The organism is Nocardioides pacificus, assembly GCF_054775955.1.
In genome coordinates, this window is sequence record NZ_BAAHCI010000015.1 from 580,277 (window position 1) to 593,578 (window position 13,302).

The 13,302-nt window shown below is 71.6% G+C and carries 13 protein-coding genes; 10 read left to right on the forward strand and 3 right to left on the reverse strand.

The window, feature by feature from the left end:
• The first annotated feature begins 38 nt into the window (after window positions 1-38).
• The gene (locus ACYU7L_RS21275; RefSeq protein WP_460800762.1) at window positions 39-407 is read left to right on the forward strand and encodes a hypothetical protein; all 369 of its coding nucleotides are present in this window, start codon (window positions 39-41) and stop codon (window positions 405-407) included.
• Here the strand turns inward: ACYU7L_RS21275 and ACYU7L_RS21280 are convergent.
• Genes ACYU7L_RS21280 through ACYU7L_RS21290 form a run of 3 tightly spaced genes read right to left on the reverse strand, consistent with a single transcriptional unit; the run spans window position 364 to window position 3,888 of the window.
• Window positions 364-1,239 (reverse strand): crotonase/enoyl-CoA hydratase family protein, encoded by an 876-nt coding sequence (locus ACYU7L_RS21280; RefSeq protein ID WP_460800764.1) that lies wholly within the window; start codon window positions 1,237-1,239, stop codon window positions 364-366. The genes ACYU7L_RS21275 and ACYU7L_RS21280 overlap by 44 nt on opposite strands.
• Window positions 1,236-2,495 (reverse strand): LCP family protein, encoded by a 1,260-nt coding sequence (locus ACYU7L_RS21285; RefSeq protein WP_460800766.1) that lies wholly within the window; start codon window positions 2,493-2,495, stop codon window positions 1,236-1,238. The genes ACYU7L_RS21280 and ACYU7L_RS21285 overlap by 4 nt, the downstream gene beginning before the upstream one ends.
• Window positions 2,496-2,505: 10 nt before the next feature.
• Window positions 2,506-3,888 carry a WS/DGAT/MGAT family O-acyltransferase gene (locus ACYU7L_RS21290; protein WP_460800768.1) on the reverse strand — a complete coding sequence of 461 codons (1,383 nt, stop codon included), beginning with the start codon at window positions 3,886-3,888 and terminating at the stop codon, window positions 2,506-2,508.
• A 211-nt stretch (window positions 3,889-4,099) separates the two neighbouring features.
• Between ACYU7L_RS21290 and ACYU7L_RS21295 the strand changes: the two genes are divergently transcribed.
• The 9 genes from ACYU7L_RS21295 (at window position 4,100) to ACYU7L_RS21335 (ending at window position 13,281) form a co-directional block, all read left to right on the forward strand.
• Window positions 4,100-4,720, forward strand: coding sequence for a 2-oxoacid:acceptor oxidoreductase family protein (locus tag ACYU7L_RS21295; RefSeq protein ID WP_460800770.1), 621 nt, complete (start codon window positions 4,100-4,102; stop codon window positions 4,718-4,720).
• Entirely contained in the window at window positions 4,698-6,020 is a 1,323-nt protein-coding gene (locus ACYU7L_RS21300; RefSeq protein ID WP_460800772.1) for a transketolase C-terminal domain-containing protein, read from the forward strand. The genes ACYU7L_RS21295 and ACYU7L_RS21300 overlap by 23 nt, the downstream gene beginning before the upstream one ends.
• Before the next feature lie 27 nt (window positions 6,021-6,047).
• Complete coding sequence (locus tag ACYU7L_RS21305; protein WP_460800774.1) at window positions 6,048-7,082, forward strand: thiamine pyrophosphate-dependent enzyme; 1,035 nt, start codon at window positions 6,048-6,050, stop codon at window positions 7,080-7,082.
• Between the two features lies 1 nt (window position 7,083).
• Window positions 7,084-8,718 (forward strand): NAD(P)-binding protein, encoded by a 1,635-nt coding sequence (locus tag ACYU7L_RS21310; RefSeq protein WP_460800776.1) that lies wholly within the window; start codon window positions 7,084-7,086, stop codon window positions 8,716-8,718.
• Between the two features lie 27 nt (window positions 8,719-8,745).
• Window positions 8,746-9,147, forward strand: a complete 402-nt coding sequence (locus tag ACYU7L_RS21315; protein WP_460800778.1) for a hypothetical protein — start codon at window positions 8,746-8,748, stop codon at window positions 9,145-9,147.
• A gap of 76 nt (window positions 9,148-9,223) precedes the next feature.
• Window positions 9,224-9,751 (forward strand): acyl-CoA thioesterase, encoded by a 528-nt coding sequence (locus ACYU7L_RS21320; RefSeq protein ID WP_460800780.1) that lies wholly within the window; start codon window positions 9,224-9,226, stop codon window positions 9,749-9,751.
• Window positions 9,752-9,891: 140 nt separating this feature from the next.
• Window positions 9,892-11,376, forward strand: a complete 1,485-nt coding sequence (locus ACYU7L_RS21325) for an LCP family protein (protein WP_460800782.1) — start codon at window positions 9,892-9,894, stop codon at window positions 11,374-11,376.
• Window positions 11,377-11,458: 82 nt separating this feature from the next.
• The gene (locus ACYU7L_RS21330) at window positions 11,459-12,379 is read left to right on the forward strand and encodes a glycosyltransferase (protein ID WP_460800785.1); all 921 of its coding nucleotides are present in this window, start codon (window positions 11,459-11,461) and stop codon (window positions 12,377-12,379) included.
• Window positions 12,376-13,281 carry a glycosyltransferase family 2 protein gene (locus ACYU7L_RS21335; protein ID WP_460800788.1) on the forward strand — a complete coding sequence of 302 codons (906 nt, stop codon included), beginning with the start codon at window positions 12,376-12,378 and terminating at the stop codon, window positions 13,279-13,281. The genes ACYU7L_RS21330 and ACYU7L_RS21335 overlap by 4 nt, the downstream gene beginning before the upstream one ends.
• Window positions 13,282-13,302: the final 21 nt, after the last annotated feature.

Here is a 13,302-nt window from a genome sequence, read left to right on the forward strand (position 1 = left end):
TCCGCCTCGCGCCTATCCTGTCGAGGGGAGGTGGTGACGTGGCTCGACTGCCTGCCGTGCGCGTCCTGGGGCTGGGCGTGGGGTTGGGCGTGGCCGGTGCGCTGCTGACGACGGGAGCGGCCGGACAGGCCGGCGCCGCCGGCACCGCCGGCACCGCCGAGGTCGCCCAGTCGGCCCCCCTCGGCCCTGTGTCCGTCCCCGACGACCGAGCCGCCGATCAGGACACCGACCCGATGCCGCGGGTCCGTCCGCGCGGGCTTCCGCCGGTGCCGCTCCCGCACGTGCGGCGCACCGGGCCGGGACCGGTCCCGATCCCCGAGGCACGCGCCGGCCAGCGCGACGACGTTCCGCCGCTGGACGTGCTCAGCTCGGGAAGATCCGGGGCAGCTCCGAGGCCCGGCCGCTGAACCGCGGGTCGCGCTTCTCGCGGAACGCCGCCACGCCCTCCTTGCCGTCGCCCACCGAGGTGTGCCACATGGCCAGGGAGTCGGACAGGTGCGCGTCGAGCGGGTGCGGCGCGGCCATGTTGCGATAGAGCATCTGCTTGGCCAGGGCCAGGGCGACGGGGGAGCGGTCCACCACGAACGAGCGGGCGAGATCCAGGGCGGCCGGCAGCAGGTCCTCGGGCTCGTGCACCGAGCGGACCAGCCGCCCGGCGTGCGCCTGCTCCGCGGTCAGGATGTCAGCGGAGTAGACCCACTCCAGGGCCTGCTGGATGCCGACGATGCGCGGCAGGAACCAGGTCGAGCATGCCTCCGGGACGATGCCGAGTCTGCCGAACACGAACCCGATCCGAGCCTTCGACGAGGCGAGCCGGATGTCCATCGCCAGCGTCATCGTGGCGCCGATGCCGACGGCCGGACCGTTGATGGCGGCGATGACCGGCTTGGGGCAGGCGTGGATCGCCAGCGTCACCTTGCCGCCGGTGTCGCGCACGCCCTCGTCGTACGGCGCCTCGGTGAGGTGGTCGCGCAGGTCCTCGGGGGTGGGGTCGACGCTCTCGTCGAGACCGAAGACGTTGCCCTCGGCGGAGAGGTCCATGCCGGCGCAGAAGGCCCGGCCGGCGCCGGTCACGACGATCGCCTTCACGGAGTCGTCGCGTGCTGCGTCGAGGAAGACCTGCTCGAGCTCGGCGGCCATGGTGACCGTGAACGAGTTCAGCGCGTCCGGCCGGTTGAGGGTGAGGGTCGCGACGCCGTCGGCGTCGACGGCCCAGTCGAGCGTGGAATAAGTGGTCACTTGGGGAGTCCTGACGGTGTGCAGAGCTTCTTGGGGATGTCGTCGGTCTTGTCGTCGATGATGTAGTCGAACATCTGCCGGGAGCGCTGGGCGTCCCAGGTGACCCGCAGGTCCGAGATCGGCACCCCGCACGTCAGGCCCTTGTCGCCGTTGACCCGGGTCATCGCCATCGCGAACTTGCCCAGGGTGAAGGCGCCGGTGCCCTCGCTGACGCGCACCGACTCGGCGCCCGCCGTGTTGACGCCGACGTAGCGGAACGGGTTGAGCACCGTCCAGGGCGACAGCACCTTGTCGCCGAGCGCGGAGACGACCTCGCGCTGGGCGGCCGCCCGGTCGACGTCGCCCCGGGCGGTGTAGGTCTTGCGCGAGCGGGCGTAGCCCAGCGCGGTGAGCCCGTCGGCCTCCTGGCAGCCCTTCTTGATCTTCAGTCGGGCGTCGGGGTCGTTCATCGCCCGCTTGGGGCAGATCTCGACCCCTCCCACGGCGTCGACCATGTTGATCACGCCACCGAAGCCGATCTCGACGTAGTGGTCGATGCGGATGCCGGTGTTCTGCTCCATGGTCTCGACCAGCAGCCTCGCGCCGTCGTACGCATAGGCCGCGTTGACCTTGCTGGTGCCGTAGCCGGGGATCTCGACGTAGGAGTCACGGGGGATCGACATCAGCAGGTTGGGACCCGACCCGGTGTGCAGCAGCATGATCGTGTCGGTGCGCTGGCCGGCGCGGTCGCCGGCACGCACGGCCTTGCGCTGCTCGGCCGTCAGGTCGTCGGCCTTGTCGCTGCCGACGATGAGGTACGTCGTGCCGGGCTGCTCGCCGGGACGGTCACCGTCGGGGAAGGCATCGACGTCGTCGACCTTCTGCAGCGCCCAGATGGGAGTGGCGACCAGGAAGACCAGCCACAGCAGGAACAGCGCCCAGATCCACCGCAGGCGGGGACGAGGCCGCCAGCCCCGTCCTCGGGGCGCTCGGGCGGGCGGGGGCGCCGGTGGCTGCTGGGGAGGCTGCTGGGGAGTGCCACTCCGGGTGGGGCGCTGCGCGGGCTGCTGGCGCGGCTCGGCCGGGCGCGGCTGCACGGGCAGGTGCCGCGTCTCGTCCGGCCGCCCGCCACCACCCGACGAGGGCGGCACCACGCGGGTCGCGTCGTCGGCGCCTGAGTCTGGGCCGGCGCCTGAACCGGCGCCGCGTGAGCCGTAGAGCCAGTCGTACTCCGGAGTCCCCTTCTCGGGTCCGCCGTTCGGGGGACGGTCAACCATGGACCAGACGCTACCGGGCCGTCCCCACCAGCTCGGTCACCGACGCCGCGATGGCGTCGACGAGGACGTCGATGTCGGGTGCCGCGTCATAGTCGGCGGTCACACCGAAGGTCAGCGTGTCCTGGTAGGAGAAGATCGCCACCCCGAAGCGCACCTGGTCCGCGATCGGCACATAGGGCAGCAGCGCCACCGCCTCCCGGCCCAGGGCGTAGAGCGGCTGACGCGGCCCCGGCACGTTGGTGGTCACGGTCGAGATCTGACGCTGGGGGATCCCCAGCCCGATCTTCATCGCCCAGGCGATCGGCGCGAAGGGGCCCAGCTCCATCGCGGCCGTGAGGCTGCCCCCGGCCTCGATCTGGTGGCTGGCACGCAGCGCGCCGATCCGTTCGTGGACGGCCATCAACCGCTCCACGGGATCGGCGAGGTCGACCGGGAGATGGGGGAGCATCAGCGAGACCCGGTTGTCGAGGATCGACTCCTCGCCCGGAGCGCGCGTCGACACCGGCACCAGCGAGCGCAGCGCCCGCGCGTCGGGGGTCTCGCCCCGGCTCAGCAGCAGGGTGCGGAACCCGCTGGCCACCGCCGCCAGGGCGACGTCGTTGACGGTCACGCCGTACGCCTGGCGCACCGTGCGCACGTCGCTCAGGGAGGTATCGGTCCACGCATAGCGGCGACTGCCGTCGAGCACGCCGGTCAGGGAGGTGGCGGGTCCCGGTCGCATGGCGCCGGCGATGGTGAGCATGCCGCGTGCGGAGTCGAGGCTCGAGCGGACCAGCCGGACGGGGCTGCGCACCGCTCGACCTGCCGCCGCGATCGTGTGGGCCGGCGTGGTGCCCAGGTCCCACAGCGCACGGGCGGTGAACTCCACGAGCGAGGTCGGGGCAGCGGGCCGCCAGTCGTCAGGGATGGCGGGACGGGGCTCGGGCGTCGGGTCGAGCACCAGCTTGTAGAGGTCGGTCCCGGAGACCCCGTCGACGACGCTGTGGTGGATCTTGGAGAGCAGAGCCCACCGGCCGTCCGGCAGCCCCTCGCAGAACCAGTACTCCCACAGGGGGCGACCCCGGTCCATCCGGCGCGACATCACGCGGCTCAGCAGCCGGCCGATCTCGGCAGGCCCTCCGGGCGACGGGAGCGCGGTGTTGCGGATGTGCCAGCGCACGTCGAAGTCCGGGTCGTCCACCCAGGCGGGGGGCGCGATGTCGAAGGGGACCTGGCGCAGCTTCTGGCGATAGCGCGGCAGCAGCGGCAGCCGGCCCGCGATCGTCGCCACGAACTCGTCGAAGTCGGGCGCCGGGCCCTCGAAGATCGCGAACGACCCGATGGACATGGAGGCGTTGGGGTCGACGTCCTCGGCCTCCAGGAAGGCCGCCGCCAGTGGTGTCAGACGCTCCATGGTCGCTCCTCGGCGAGGGGAGCTCGTGAGGCCCCCGAGATGGCCAGCATCTCCACCCCGAGCCGTGCTGGCACGGGTCGAAGGTCACACGCGCGTACGGCGAGTGCCCGAGTCGATCCGGACGGCTGAGTCGGATGGCCGGTGGCCGGTGGGACGTTGTGCTCTGCCCGCGGGTCGTGACCACGCCTACCGTCCGACGCAGGAGGCAACCATGTTCGAGGTGCGAATTCACGGCCGCGGCGGCCAGGGCACGGTGACCGCCGCCGAGATGCTCTCGGTGGCGGCCTTCGACGAGGGCTGGCAGGCGCAGGCGTTCCCGACCTTCGGCTCCGAGCGCACCGGCGCCCCCGTGGTCGCCTTCTGCCGCTTCGACGACCGCCCGATCCGCATCCACGAGCCGATCACGCTCCCGGACGCGCTCATCGTGCAGGACCCGACGCTCCTGCATCAGGTCAAGGTCTTCGACGGCATCGGGACCGACACCTACGTGCTGATCAACACCACCCGCAGCTTCAGCGACCTCGGGATCTCCGACGTGTCCGGCCGGCTGTCCCCTGGCCGGGCGATGACGGTGCCGGCCACCGCGATGGCGCGCGAGCACATCGGCAAGCCGCTGCCCAACACCGCGTTGCTCGGCGGGTTCGCCGCGCTCACCGGGCGGGTCTCGCTGGCCGCCGTGGCCGACGCCATCCGGCAGCGCTTCTCGGGCCGGATGGGCGAGGCCAACGTGGCCGCCGCCGAGGAGGCCCACGCACACGTCGTAGCCCAGGTCCGGCGGATGAGGGCCCGTGAGGGAAGGGAACAGCTCGATGTCTCAGCACAGGACCGGTGACGTCCCACCCAGCCGGAGCAGCAGGCCTCCCGGACTGCGCCAGATCGAGGGCTCGGAGGCTGTCGCGCGGATGGTGGCGCTGTGTCGCCCGGCGGTGATCGCCGCCTATCCCATCTCGCCCCAGACCCACATCGTGGAGGACCTCTCCGACCTCGTCCGGATGGGAGAGCTGGAGCACTGCGACTACCTCATGGCGGAGTCGGAGTTCGGTGCCATGTCCGCGTGCATCGGGTCCTCAGCGGCGGGCGCCCGGACCTACACCGCCACCGCCAGCCAGGGGCTGCTCTTCATGGCGGAGGCACTCTTCAACGCCTCCGGCCTCGGGCTGCCGATCGTGATGACCGTCGCGAACCGCGCGATCGGCGCCCCCATCAACATCTGGAACGACCACTCCGACTCCATGTCGATGCGTGACTCGGGCTGGATCCAGCTCTTCGCTGACTCCAACCAGAGCGCCGCCGACCTGCACGTCCAGGCCTTCGCGCTCGCCGAGCGACTGTCGGTCCCGGTGATGGTCTGCATGGACGGCTTCGTCCTCACCCATGCGACGGAGGCGGTGGACCTCCCCACCCAGGAGCAGGTCGACGCCTTCCTCACGCCCTTCGTCCCGCGCCAGGTGCTGGACCCGGCCGACCCGGTCTCGATCGGCGCCATGGTCGGTCCGGAGGCGTTCTCCGAGGTCAAGTACCTCATGCACGCCAAGCAGGTGCAGGCGCTCGACGAGGTGCCGCGGATCGCCGCCGACTTCGAGGCCGCCTTCGGCCGGTCCAGCGGCGGCCTCGTGGCGCCGTACCGGCTGGACGGAGCGGAGACGGTCGTGGTCGCCCTGGGATCGGTCCTCGGCACGATCGAGGAGGTCGTCGACGAGCTCCGCGACGAGGGCGTCAGCGTCGGGGCTCTGGGGATCACCTGCTTCCGCCCGTGGCCGCGCGAGGAGGTGCGCGAGGCGCTCGCCGGGGCGCGCCGGGTCGTGGTGCTGGAGAAGGCGTTCGCGGTGGGGGCCGGCGGGATCGTCGGGCAGAACACCCAGCTCGCCCTGATGGGGGCGAGGACCGCGCAGCCTCCTGTCGTCTTCGACGTCGTCGCCGGGCTCGGTGGTCGCCCCATCACCCGGGCCAGCGTGCGTCGCCTGATCGAGGACGTGCTCGCCGACCGGATCGACCCGCACGTCCTGCACTTCCACGACCTCGACACCGCACTGGTCGAGCGTGAGCTGGCCCGCGCGGACGCCGGCGGGACCGGCCCGCACGCGGAGCAGCTGCTGCGCTCGCTCGGGGCCGTCGCCACCGAACCGCACTGACCGAAGGCCCGAGCTGAGGAGATCGTCGTGGCATTCCAGGAGATCAAGCTCTACCAGGTGGGCACCTCGGTGGCCGGCAACCGGCTGCTCGACCCCGAGCAGCGGTCGGTGCAGGCGCGGATGGACCGCTCCAACTCCCTGACCTCCGGGCACCGTGCCTGCCAGGGGTGCGGCGAGGCGCTCGGTGCGCGCTACGTCCTCGACGCCGCGATGCGCGCCACCGACGGCGACATGGTCGCGGTCAATGCGACCGGGTGCCTCGAGGTGTTCTCGACGCCCTACCCGGAGTCGTCGTGGCAGATCCCGTGGCTGCACTCGCTCTTCGGCAACGCTCCCTCGGTGGCCAGCGGCGTGGCCGCCGCGCTGCGGGCCAAGGGCAACACCCACACGCGGGTGGTGGGCCAGGCCGGCGACGGCGGCACGGTGGACATCGGCTTCGGCAGCCTCTCGGGGATGTTCGAGCGCAACGACGACGTGCTCTTCGTCTGCTACGATAACGAGGGCTACATGAACACCGGTGTGCAGCGCTCGGCCGCCACGCCGCCCGCCGCCCGGACCGCCAACACCAAGGTGCTGGGGCCGCGACCCGGCAACGCCTTCGGGCAGGGCAAGTTCGTCCCCCTCATCGCGATGGCGCACGAGATCCCCTACGTCGCCACCGCGACGGTCGCCGACCTGCACGACCTGGAGTACAAGGTCGAGCGGGCGATGAGCTTCCGCGGCGCCCGCTACCTCCACGTGCTCGTGCCCTGCCCGCTCGGCTGGGGTGCCGCCTCCAAGGACACCATCCGGGTGGCCCGGCTCGCCAAGGAGACCGGGATCTTCCCCGTCTTCGAGGCGGTGGACGGCGAGGTCACCGAGGTCTCGAAGATCCGCCGCAAGGTGCCGGTCGAGGACTACCTGAGCCTGCAGCGCCGCTATGCGCACCTCTTCGGCGAGAGCCCGGACTCCGAGACCATCGCCCGGATCCAGGAGGCGGCCGACCGCAACGTCGCCCGCTTCGGGCTGCTGGACGACCCCACCGACGACCCCGCCGACTCACCCGACCCCTCAGGAGCATGAGATGGACAAGCCGTTCGCCATCACCCTCGACGTCGGGTCGAGCCGGGCCAACAAGACCGGCTCCTGGCGCACCGAGCGCGCCGTCTACATCGAGCGCCAGCCGCCCTGCAACCGGGCCTGCCCGGCAAGTGAGAACGTCCAGTCCTGGTTGTACGACGCCGAGGAGGGCGGCGCCGGCTATGAGCGTGCCTGGCGCACGATCATGGAGGACAACCCGTTCCCCGCGGTGATGGGCCGGGTCTGCTATCACCCGTGCGAGACGTCCTGCAACCGCGGCCAGCTCGACGAGGCGGTCGGCATCAACTCGGTCGAGCGCTTCCTCGGCGACGAGGCGATCAAGCAGGGCTGGTCGGTGAGCGTGGACGCGCCCCCCACCGGCAAGCGGATCCTCATCGTGGGTGCGGGTCCGGCCGGCCTCGCCGCGGCGTACCACCTGGCCCGGATGGGCCACGACGTCACGGTGCGCGAGGCGGCGGCCCAGGCCGGGGGGATGCTGCGCTTCGGCATCCCCGCCTATCGCCTGCCGCGCGACGTGCTCGACGCGGAGCTGCAGCGCATCCTGGACCTCGGCGTGCACCTGGAGCTGAACACCTGGGTCGCTGACCTCGAGCTGACCATGGCCGGGGACGGCTTCGACGCGGCGTTCCTGGCGATCGGCGCCCAGGTGGGCAAGCGGGCCTACATCCCCGCCGGCTCGGCGGCGCGAGTGCTCGACGCGATCTCCCTCCTGCGTGACCTGGCCGGGGGAGAGCCGCCGCTGCTGGGGCGACGGGTCGCGATCTACGGGGGAGGGAACACCGCTCTCGACGCGGCCCGCTCCGCGAAGCGTCTCGGCGCAGAGGACGCGATCGTCGTCTACCGGCGGACCCGCGACAAGATGCCCGCGCACGCGAGCGAGGTCAAGGAGGCCGAGGACGAGGGGGTGCTCTTCCGCTGGCTGACCACGATCAAGCAGGTCGAGGTGGGCACGATGGCGGTCGAGCGGATGGAGTTGGACGAGTCCGGCTTCCCCCGCCCCACCGGTGAGGTCGAGGAGCTGGAGGCCGACTCGCTGGTGCTCGCGCTGGGCCAGGACTCCGATCTGTCGGTCGTCCGCGAGCTCGCCGGTGTCGAGGTCACCGACGGCGTGGTCGTGGTCGACGACCGGATGATGACCGGACGCCCGGGCATCTTCGCCGGCGGCGACATGATCCCCGACGAGCAGTCGGTCACCGTGGGCATCGGGCACGGGACCCAGGCCGCACGGCACATCGACGCCTGGCTGCGCGGTGTCGTGGAGGACCGGCCGCCGGAGCGCGACCTCGCCGACTTCGCGATGCTCAACACCTGGTACTACGCGGACGCACCCCGCGTGCACCGCCCGCTGCTGGAGAGCGTGCGCCGCCAGTCCACGTTCGACGAGGTGGTGCAGGGGCTCGGCGAGGACAACGCGCTCTACGAGGCGCGACGCTGCATGTCGTGCGGCAACTGCTTCTCGTGCGACAACTGCTTCGGGGTCTGCCCCGACAACGCCGTGATCAAGCTCGGCGAGCCGGGGGAGAAGTACCTCATCGACCTCGACTACTGCAAGGGCTGCGGCCTGTGCGTGTCCGAGTGCCCCGCTGGGGCCATCGCGATGGTGCCCGAGGAGATCTGAGGGCCGGAGAGATCAAAGGGAGGGCCGATGACGCGAGACAACGAGCTGCCCCACCTGCTGCAGGGCGCGGTGGACGGGTTCCTGGAGCGCACGCGGGCGCTCGCCGAGATGATGGCGGGCGCCGGGCCCGGAGCCCTGGGCGCCCTGCCCGAGCCGGTCCCGCGGGCGGTGAGCCGGATGCTCTCCTCCCTGGCCCAGGTGGCCGAGCAGATGCCGCCGGTGACGGCCCAGCTCGACGTCCTCATCCAGGAGGTGCACGCCAAGCGACAGAGCATCCAGGCGCTGCAGGCCGAGCTCGCCGTGCTCGACCGCCAGTTGGAGGTCTTCGAGCGCTCGCTGGCACCCGTGGAGGCCTGGAGCACGCACTGGAACAGGCTGCGCCAGAGCCTCACCGAGACCCTGGGGGGAGACGTGGACCACGCCGAGTGAGATGACCGCCACTTCCCGGCCAGGTCGGCGCCGGCCTTCGACCTCCGAACGCCCCGCTCGGGTTAGCGTGATGAGCATGACGGAGCACGTGACCGAGCCGCTGGACCAGACCGCGGAGGCGCACCCGCCGTCCTACGCCCGGGTGTCCCTGGCGATGCTCATGCACACCGCCGAGGCCAACCTGCTCGGCAACGTCCACGGCGGCGAGATCATGAAGCTGGCGGACTCGACGGCCGGTGCGGTCGCCCAACGCCACAGCGGCGGTCCGGCAGTGACCGCGGCGATGGACGAGATGGTCTTCCTCAACCCCGTGCGGATCGGCGACATCGTGCGCACCTCCGCCCAGGTCAACTGGGCCGGGCGCTCCTCGATGGAGATCGGGGTGCGCGTCGAGGCGCAGCCCTGGGACGACGCGAACGCCCCACGCCACGTCGCGTCGGCCTACTTCGTCTTCGTGGCCGTCGACGCCCAGGGGGAGGCGCGCACGGTGCCGGCCCTGGTGCCCGAGACCCCCACCGAGATCCGCCGCTCCCGGGAGGCGGAGATCCGCCGCGCCCACCGCCTGGCCCGCAAGCAGGAGATCGACCAGGGGCGCGACCGCTGATCCCCGTGTTGGTTTCCCCGGTCGACCTGTGACCGGCTCCCGGCGCGTCGCAGCCGGCTGTGACGCGTGTGACTGGTGATACTGGCTGTCGCGACACTGCGTCATTCACCAGGCACTTCCCCAGCAGAGAGGCACCTCGGATGCCACCCGAATCTTCCCCCGGGTTGCCCGATCGAGACCGCGGCCCCAGTGGGCCGAGCGGACCGACCGGCCGCGGGCGACCGACCACGCTGAGCGCCGACGACCGCGCCTCGCGGGTGCGGTTCCGTCGAGCGATCACGCTGATGCTGATGACGCTGGTGCTGCCCGGCTCGGCCCAGCTCGTCGCCGGCAACCGCAAGGTGGGCCGGGCCGCGCTGCTGACCAGCGCGGCGATCCTGGCCATCGGCGTCCCGCTCCTGCTGGTCAGCTTCTTCTGGCACGGGCTCGCCTTCTGGGCGGGCACCAACACCACGCTGCTCGGACTGGTGCGGCTGGTCCTGATGGCGCTCGCCATCGGGTGGGCGGTGCTGTTCATGGACGCCTGGCGGCTCGGGGCGCCGCTCACCCTGCGCCAGAACCATCGCCTGGCCGTGGTCGGCGTCAACGGCGTGCTGTGCTTCTCGGTCGCGGGCACCCTGCTCTTCGGTGCGCACCTGGTGGGGGTCCAGCGCGACTTCCTCGCGATGTTCGGCAACGGTGAGGTCAGCGGCTCCCACGAGGGACGCTTCAACGTGCTCCTGCTGGGCGGCGACTCCGGCGCGGGGCGCTGGGGCCTGCGGCCCGACTCGCTGACGGTGGCGAGCATCGATGCCGAGACCGGACGTACGGTCCTGATCGGCCTGCCGCGCAACATGGCGGACTTCCCCTTCGAGGAGGGCTCGGTGATGGCCGAGCAGTTCCCCGAGGGCTTCGACTGCGACGACTGCTACCTCAACGGCGTCAGCACCTGGGCCCAGGACAACACCGAGCTCTTCCCCGGCTCCGTCGACCCGGGCATGGACGCCACGGTCTCCGCGGTCGAGGGGATCACCGACCTCGACATCAACTACTGGGCGATGGTCAACCTCAAGGGCTTCAAGGACCTCGTCGACGCGTTCGGGGGCGTGACGCTCAACGTGCGCGACCGGATCCCCGTCGGTCTGCCCCACGACGACTTCTTCCACTACATCGAGCCCGGGGAGCGCAAGCTCGACGGCTACGACACGCTGTGGTTCGCCCGGGCCCGGGAGGGCTCCGACGACTACTCGCGGATGGCACGCCAGAAGTGCGTGATGAACGCGCTGATCACCCAGATCAGCCCGACCACCGCGATCCGCAACTTCGAGAAGATCGCCGCGGCGAGCTCCGCGATGGTCTCCACGAGCCTGCCCGGCAGCGAGCTGGACCGCTTCATCCCCCTGGCCCTCAAGGCCAAGGGCGAGCGGATCTCGACGCTCTCCCTGGTGCCGCCGATGATCAACACCGCCGACCCCGACATCGACCTGGTGCACAGCAAGGTCGCCGAGGCCATCGAGGCCTCCGAGAGCGACGCCAAGCCGAAGCGCAAGCGCAAGGCCCCGACCTCGATGACCGGTGGCTCGCTGGGCTCCCTGCGCGAGGGCTATGCCGCCAACCAGTCTGACGACCTGGGCTCTGCCTGCTGACCGGGGACTCGGGGCTGACCCAGAAACTCGGGGCTGACCGGCGACTTCGGCCGGGGACGGGCGACGACCTAGGGTGTACGGCGTGAACCCCGACGGCCAACCGACGCAGCGCGTCCTCGCCGTCGTCGTCACCTTCAACCGGCTGGCGCTGCTCCAGCGGCTGCTCGCGCGCCTCGCCGGGACCGAGCGGCTCGACGGCGTGCTCGTGGTCGACAACGCCTCGACCGACGGCACGGGGGAGTGGCTGGCTGCCTTCGCCGGCCCGGGAGTGGAGACCATCGCCCTGCCCGACAACCGCGGCGGCGCCGGAGGGTTCCACGCCGGCCTGGCCGCGGCCGTCGGACGGGGCGCCGACCTGGTCTGGCTGATGGACGACGACGGGATCCCCGACCCCGACTGCCTCGACGTGCTGCTGCAGCGCGGCGACCTCGACTTCTGGGGACCCGCGGTCCTCGCCGAGCAGGACGCCTCCCGGCTCTGCTTCCCGATCCGCCTTCCCGGGGGCACCCAGGTCGTGCACGCGATGGCCGAGGTCGAGGCGGCCGCCCGCGACGGGCTGATCGCCGATGTGGTCATCCCGTTCAACGGGGTCCTGGTCACCCGCGAGCTGGTGGCGCGCATCGGCCTGCCGCGCGAGGAGTTCTTCATCTGGGGCGACGACGTGGAGTACCTCTGGCGCGCCCGCGAGGCCGGTGCCCGGGTGGCCACGGTCGTCGACGCGCGCTTCCGGCACCCGGCCACCGACGACCTCGGCACGCCCATGGCGCGCGGGCGCACGACGTACAACCACAGCCCGAGCGACCTCAAGCACTACTGCATGGCGCGCAACAACCTGGTCAACCTGCGCGCCTACCGCGGCCCGCTGCACGCGCTGGCGTTCGTGGCGAAGACCGCCTGGTTCTACACGTTCACCCGCCCCAGCCGGCGTCGCCTCGTCCTCAGCGCGCAGGCGATGCTCGCGGGCCTGCGCGGCGACTTCACCGGGCACCGGAGGTTCCTGTGAGTGAGAGCATCGCCGTCGTCATCGTCACCTTCAACCGCGCCGAGCTGCTCGGCCGGATGCTCGACGGGCTGGCCGCGCAGACGCGGATGCCCGACGCCGTGCACGTGATCGACAACGCCAGCTCCGACGACACGCGCGCGGTGCTGGCGTCCCGGAGCGACCTGCCCCTGGTCGTGACGCATAGCGAGGGCAACCTCGGCGGCGCCGGCGGCTTCCACCTCGGCGTCCAGCAGGCCTACGAGGCCGGTCACGACCGGATCTGGCTGATGGACGACGACGTCGTCCCCGCCCCCGACTGCCTCGAGGTGCTGCTGCGTCAGGACGCGCCCTGTCTGGCCGCCGTGCGCGAGGACCTGTCGGGACGGCTGGTCGAGAAGGCCGCCGTCCACTTCGACCTGCGCAACCCGCTCGCGGTGCGCCCCAAGCGCGCGACGGTGGACTCGGCGTACGCCGACCGCGCGGCCATGCCGGCGACCCTCGCGATCGAGAACGTCGCCTTCGAGGGGTTCCTCGTGCACCGCCGGGTGATCGACGCGATCGGCCTGCCCGACCCGTCGTTCTTCATCTTCTACGACGACGTCGACTTCGCCGTGCGCGCCCGCCGGGCAGGGTTCGACGTCCTGGCCGTGCGCGACGCGGTGCTGGTGCGCCAGCTCGACTTCGACCAGCAGCACTCGCTGGACACGTGGAAGGGCTTCTACATGTTCCGCAACCTCTTCGTGGTCCACTTCCGCTACGGCGAGAACGCGCTCGTCCGGCTGAAGCCCTACCTGATCGCGCTCGCCGTGGTCGTCCTCAGCCCCGTGCGGGGCGGGCGTGCGGAGGCCGCCAACGTGATCCGCGCCATCCGCTCGGCACGGACCATGCGTCGCGTGCCCGAGCGTCCCATCGTCCGTCGCTAGACTGACCGTCGCGTCAACCCA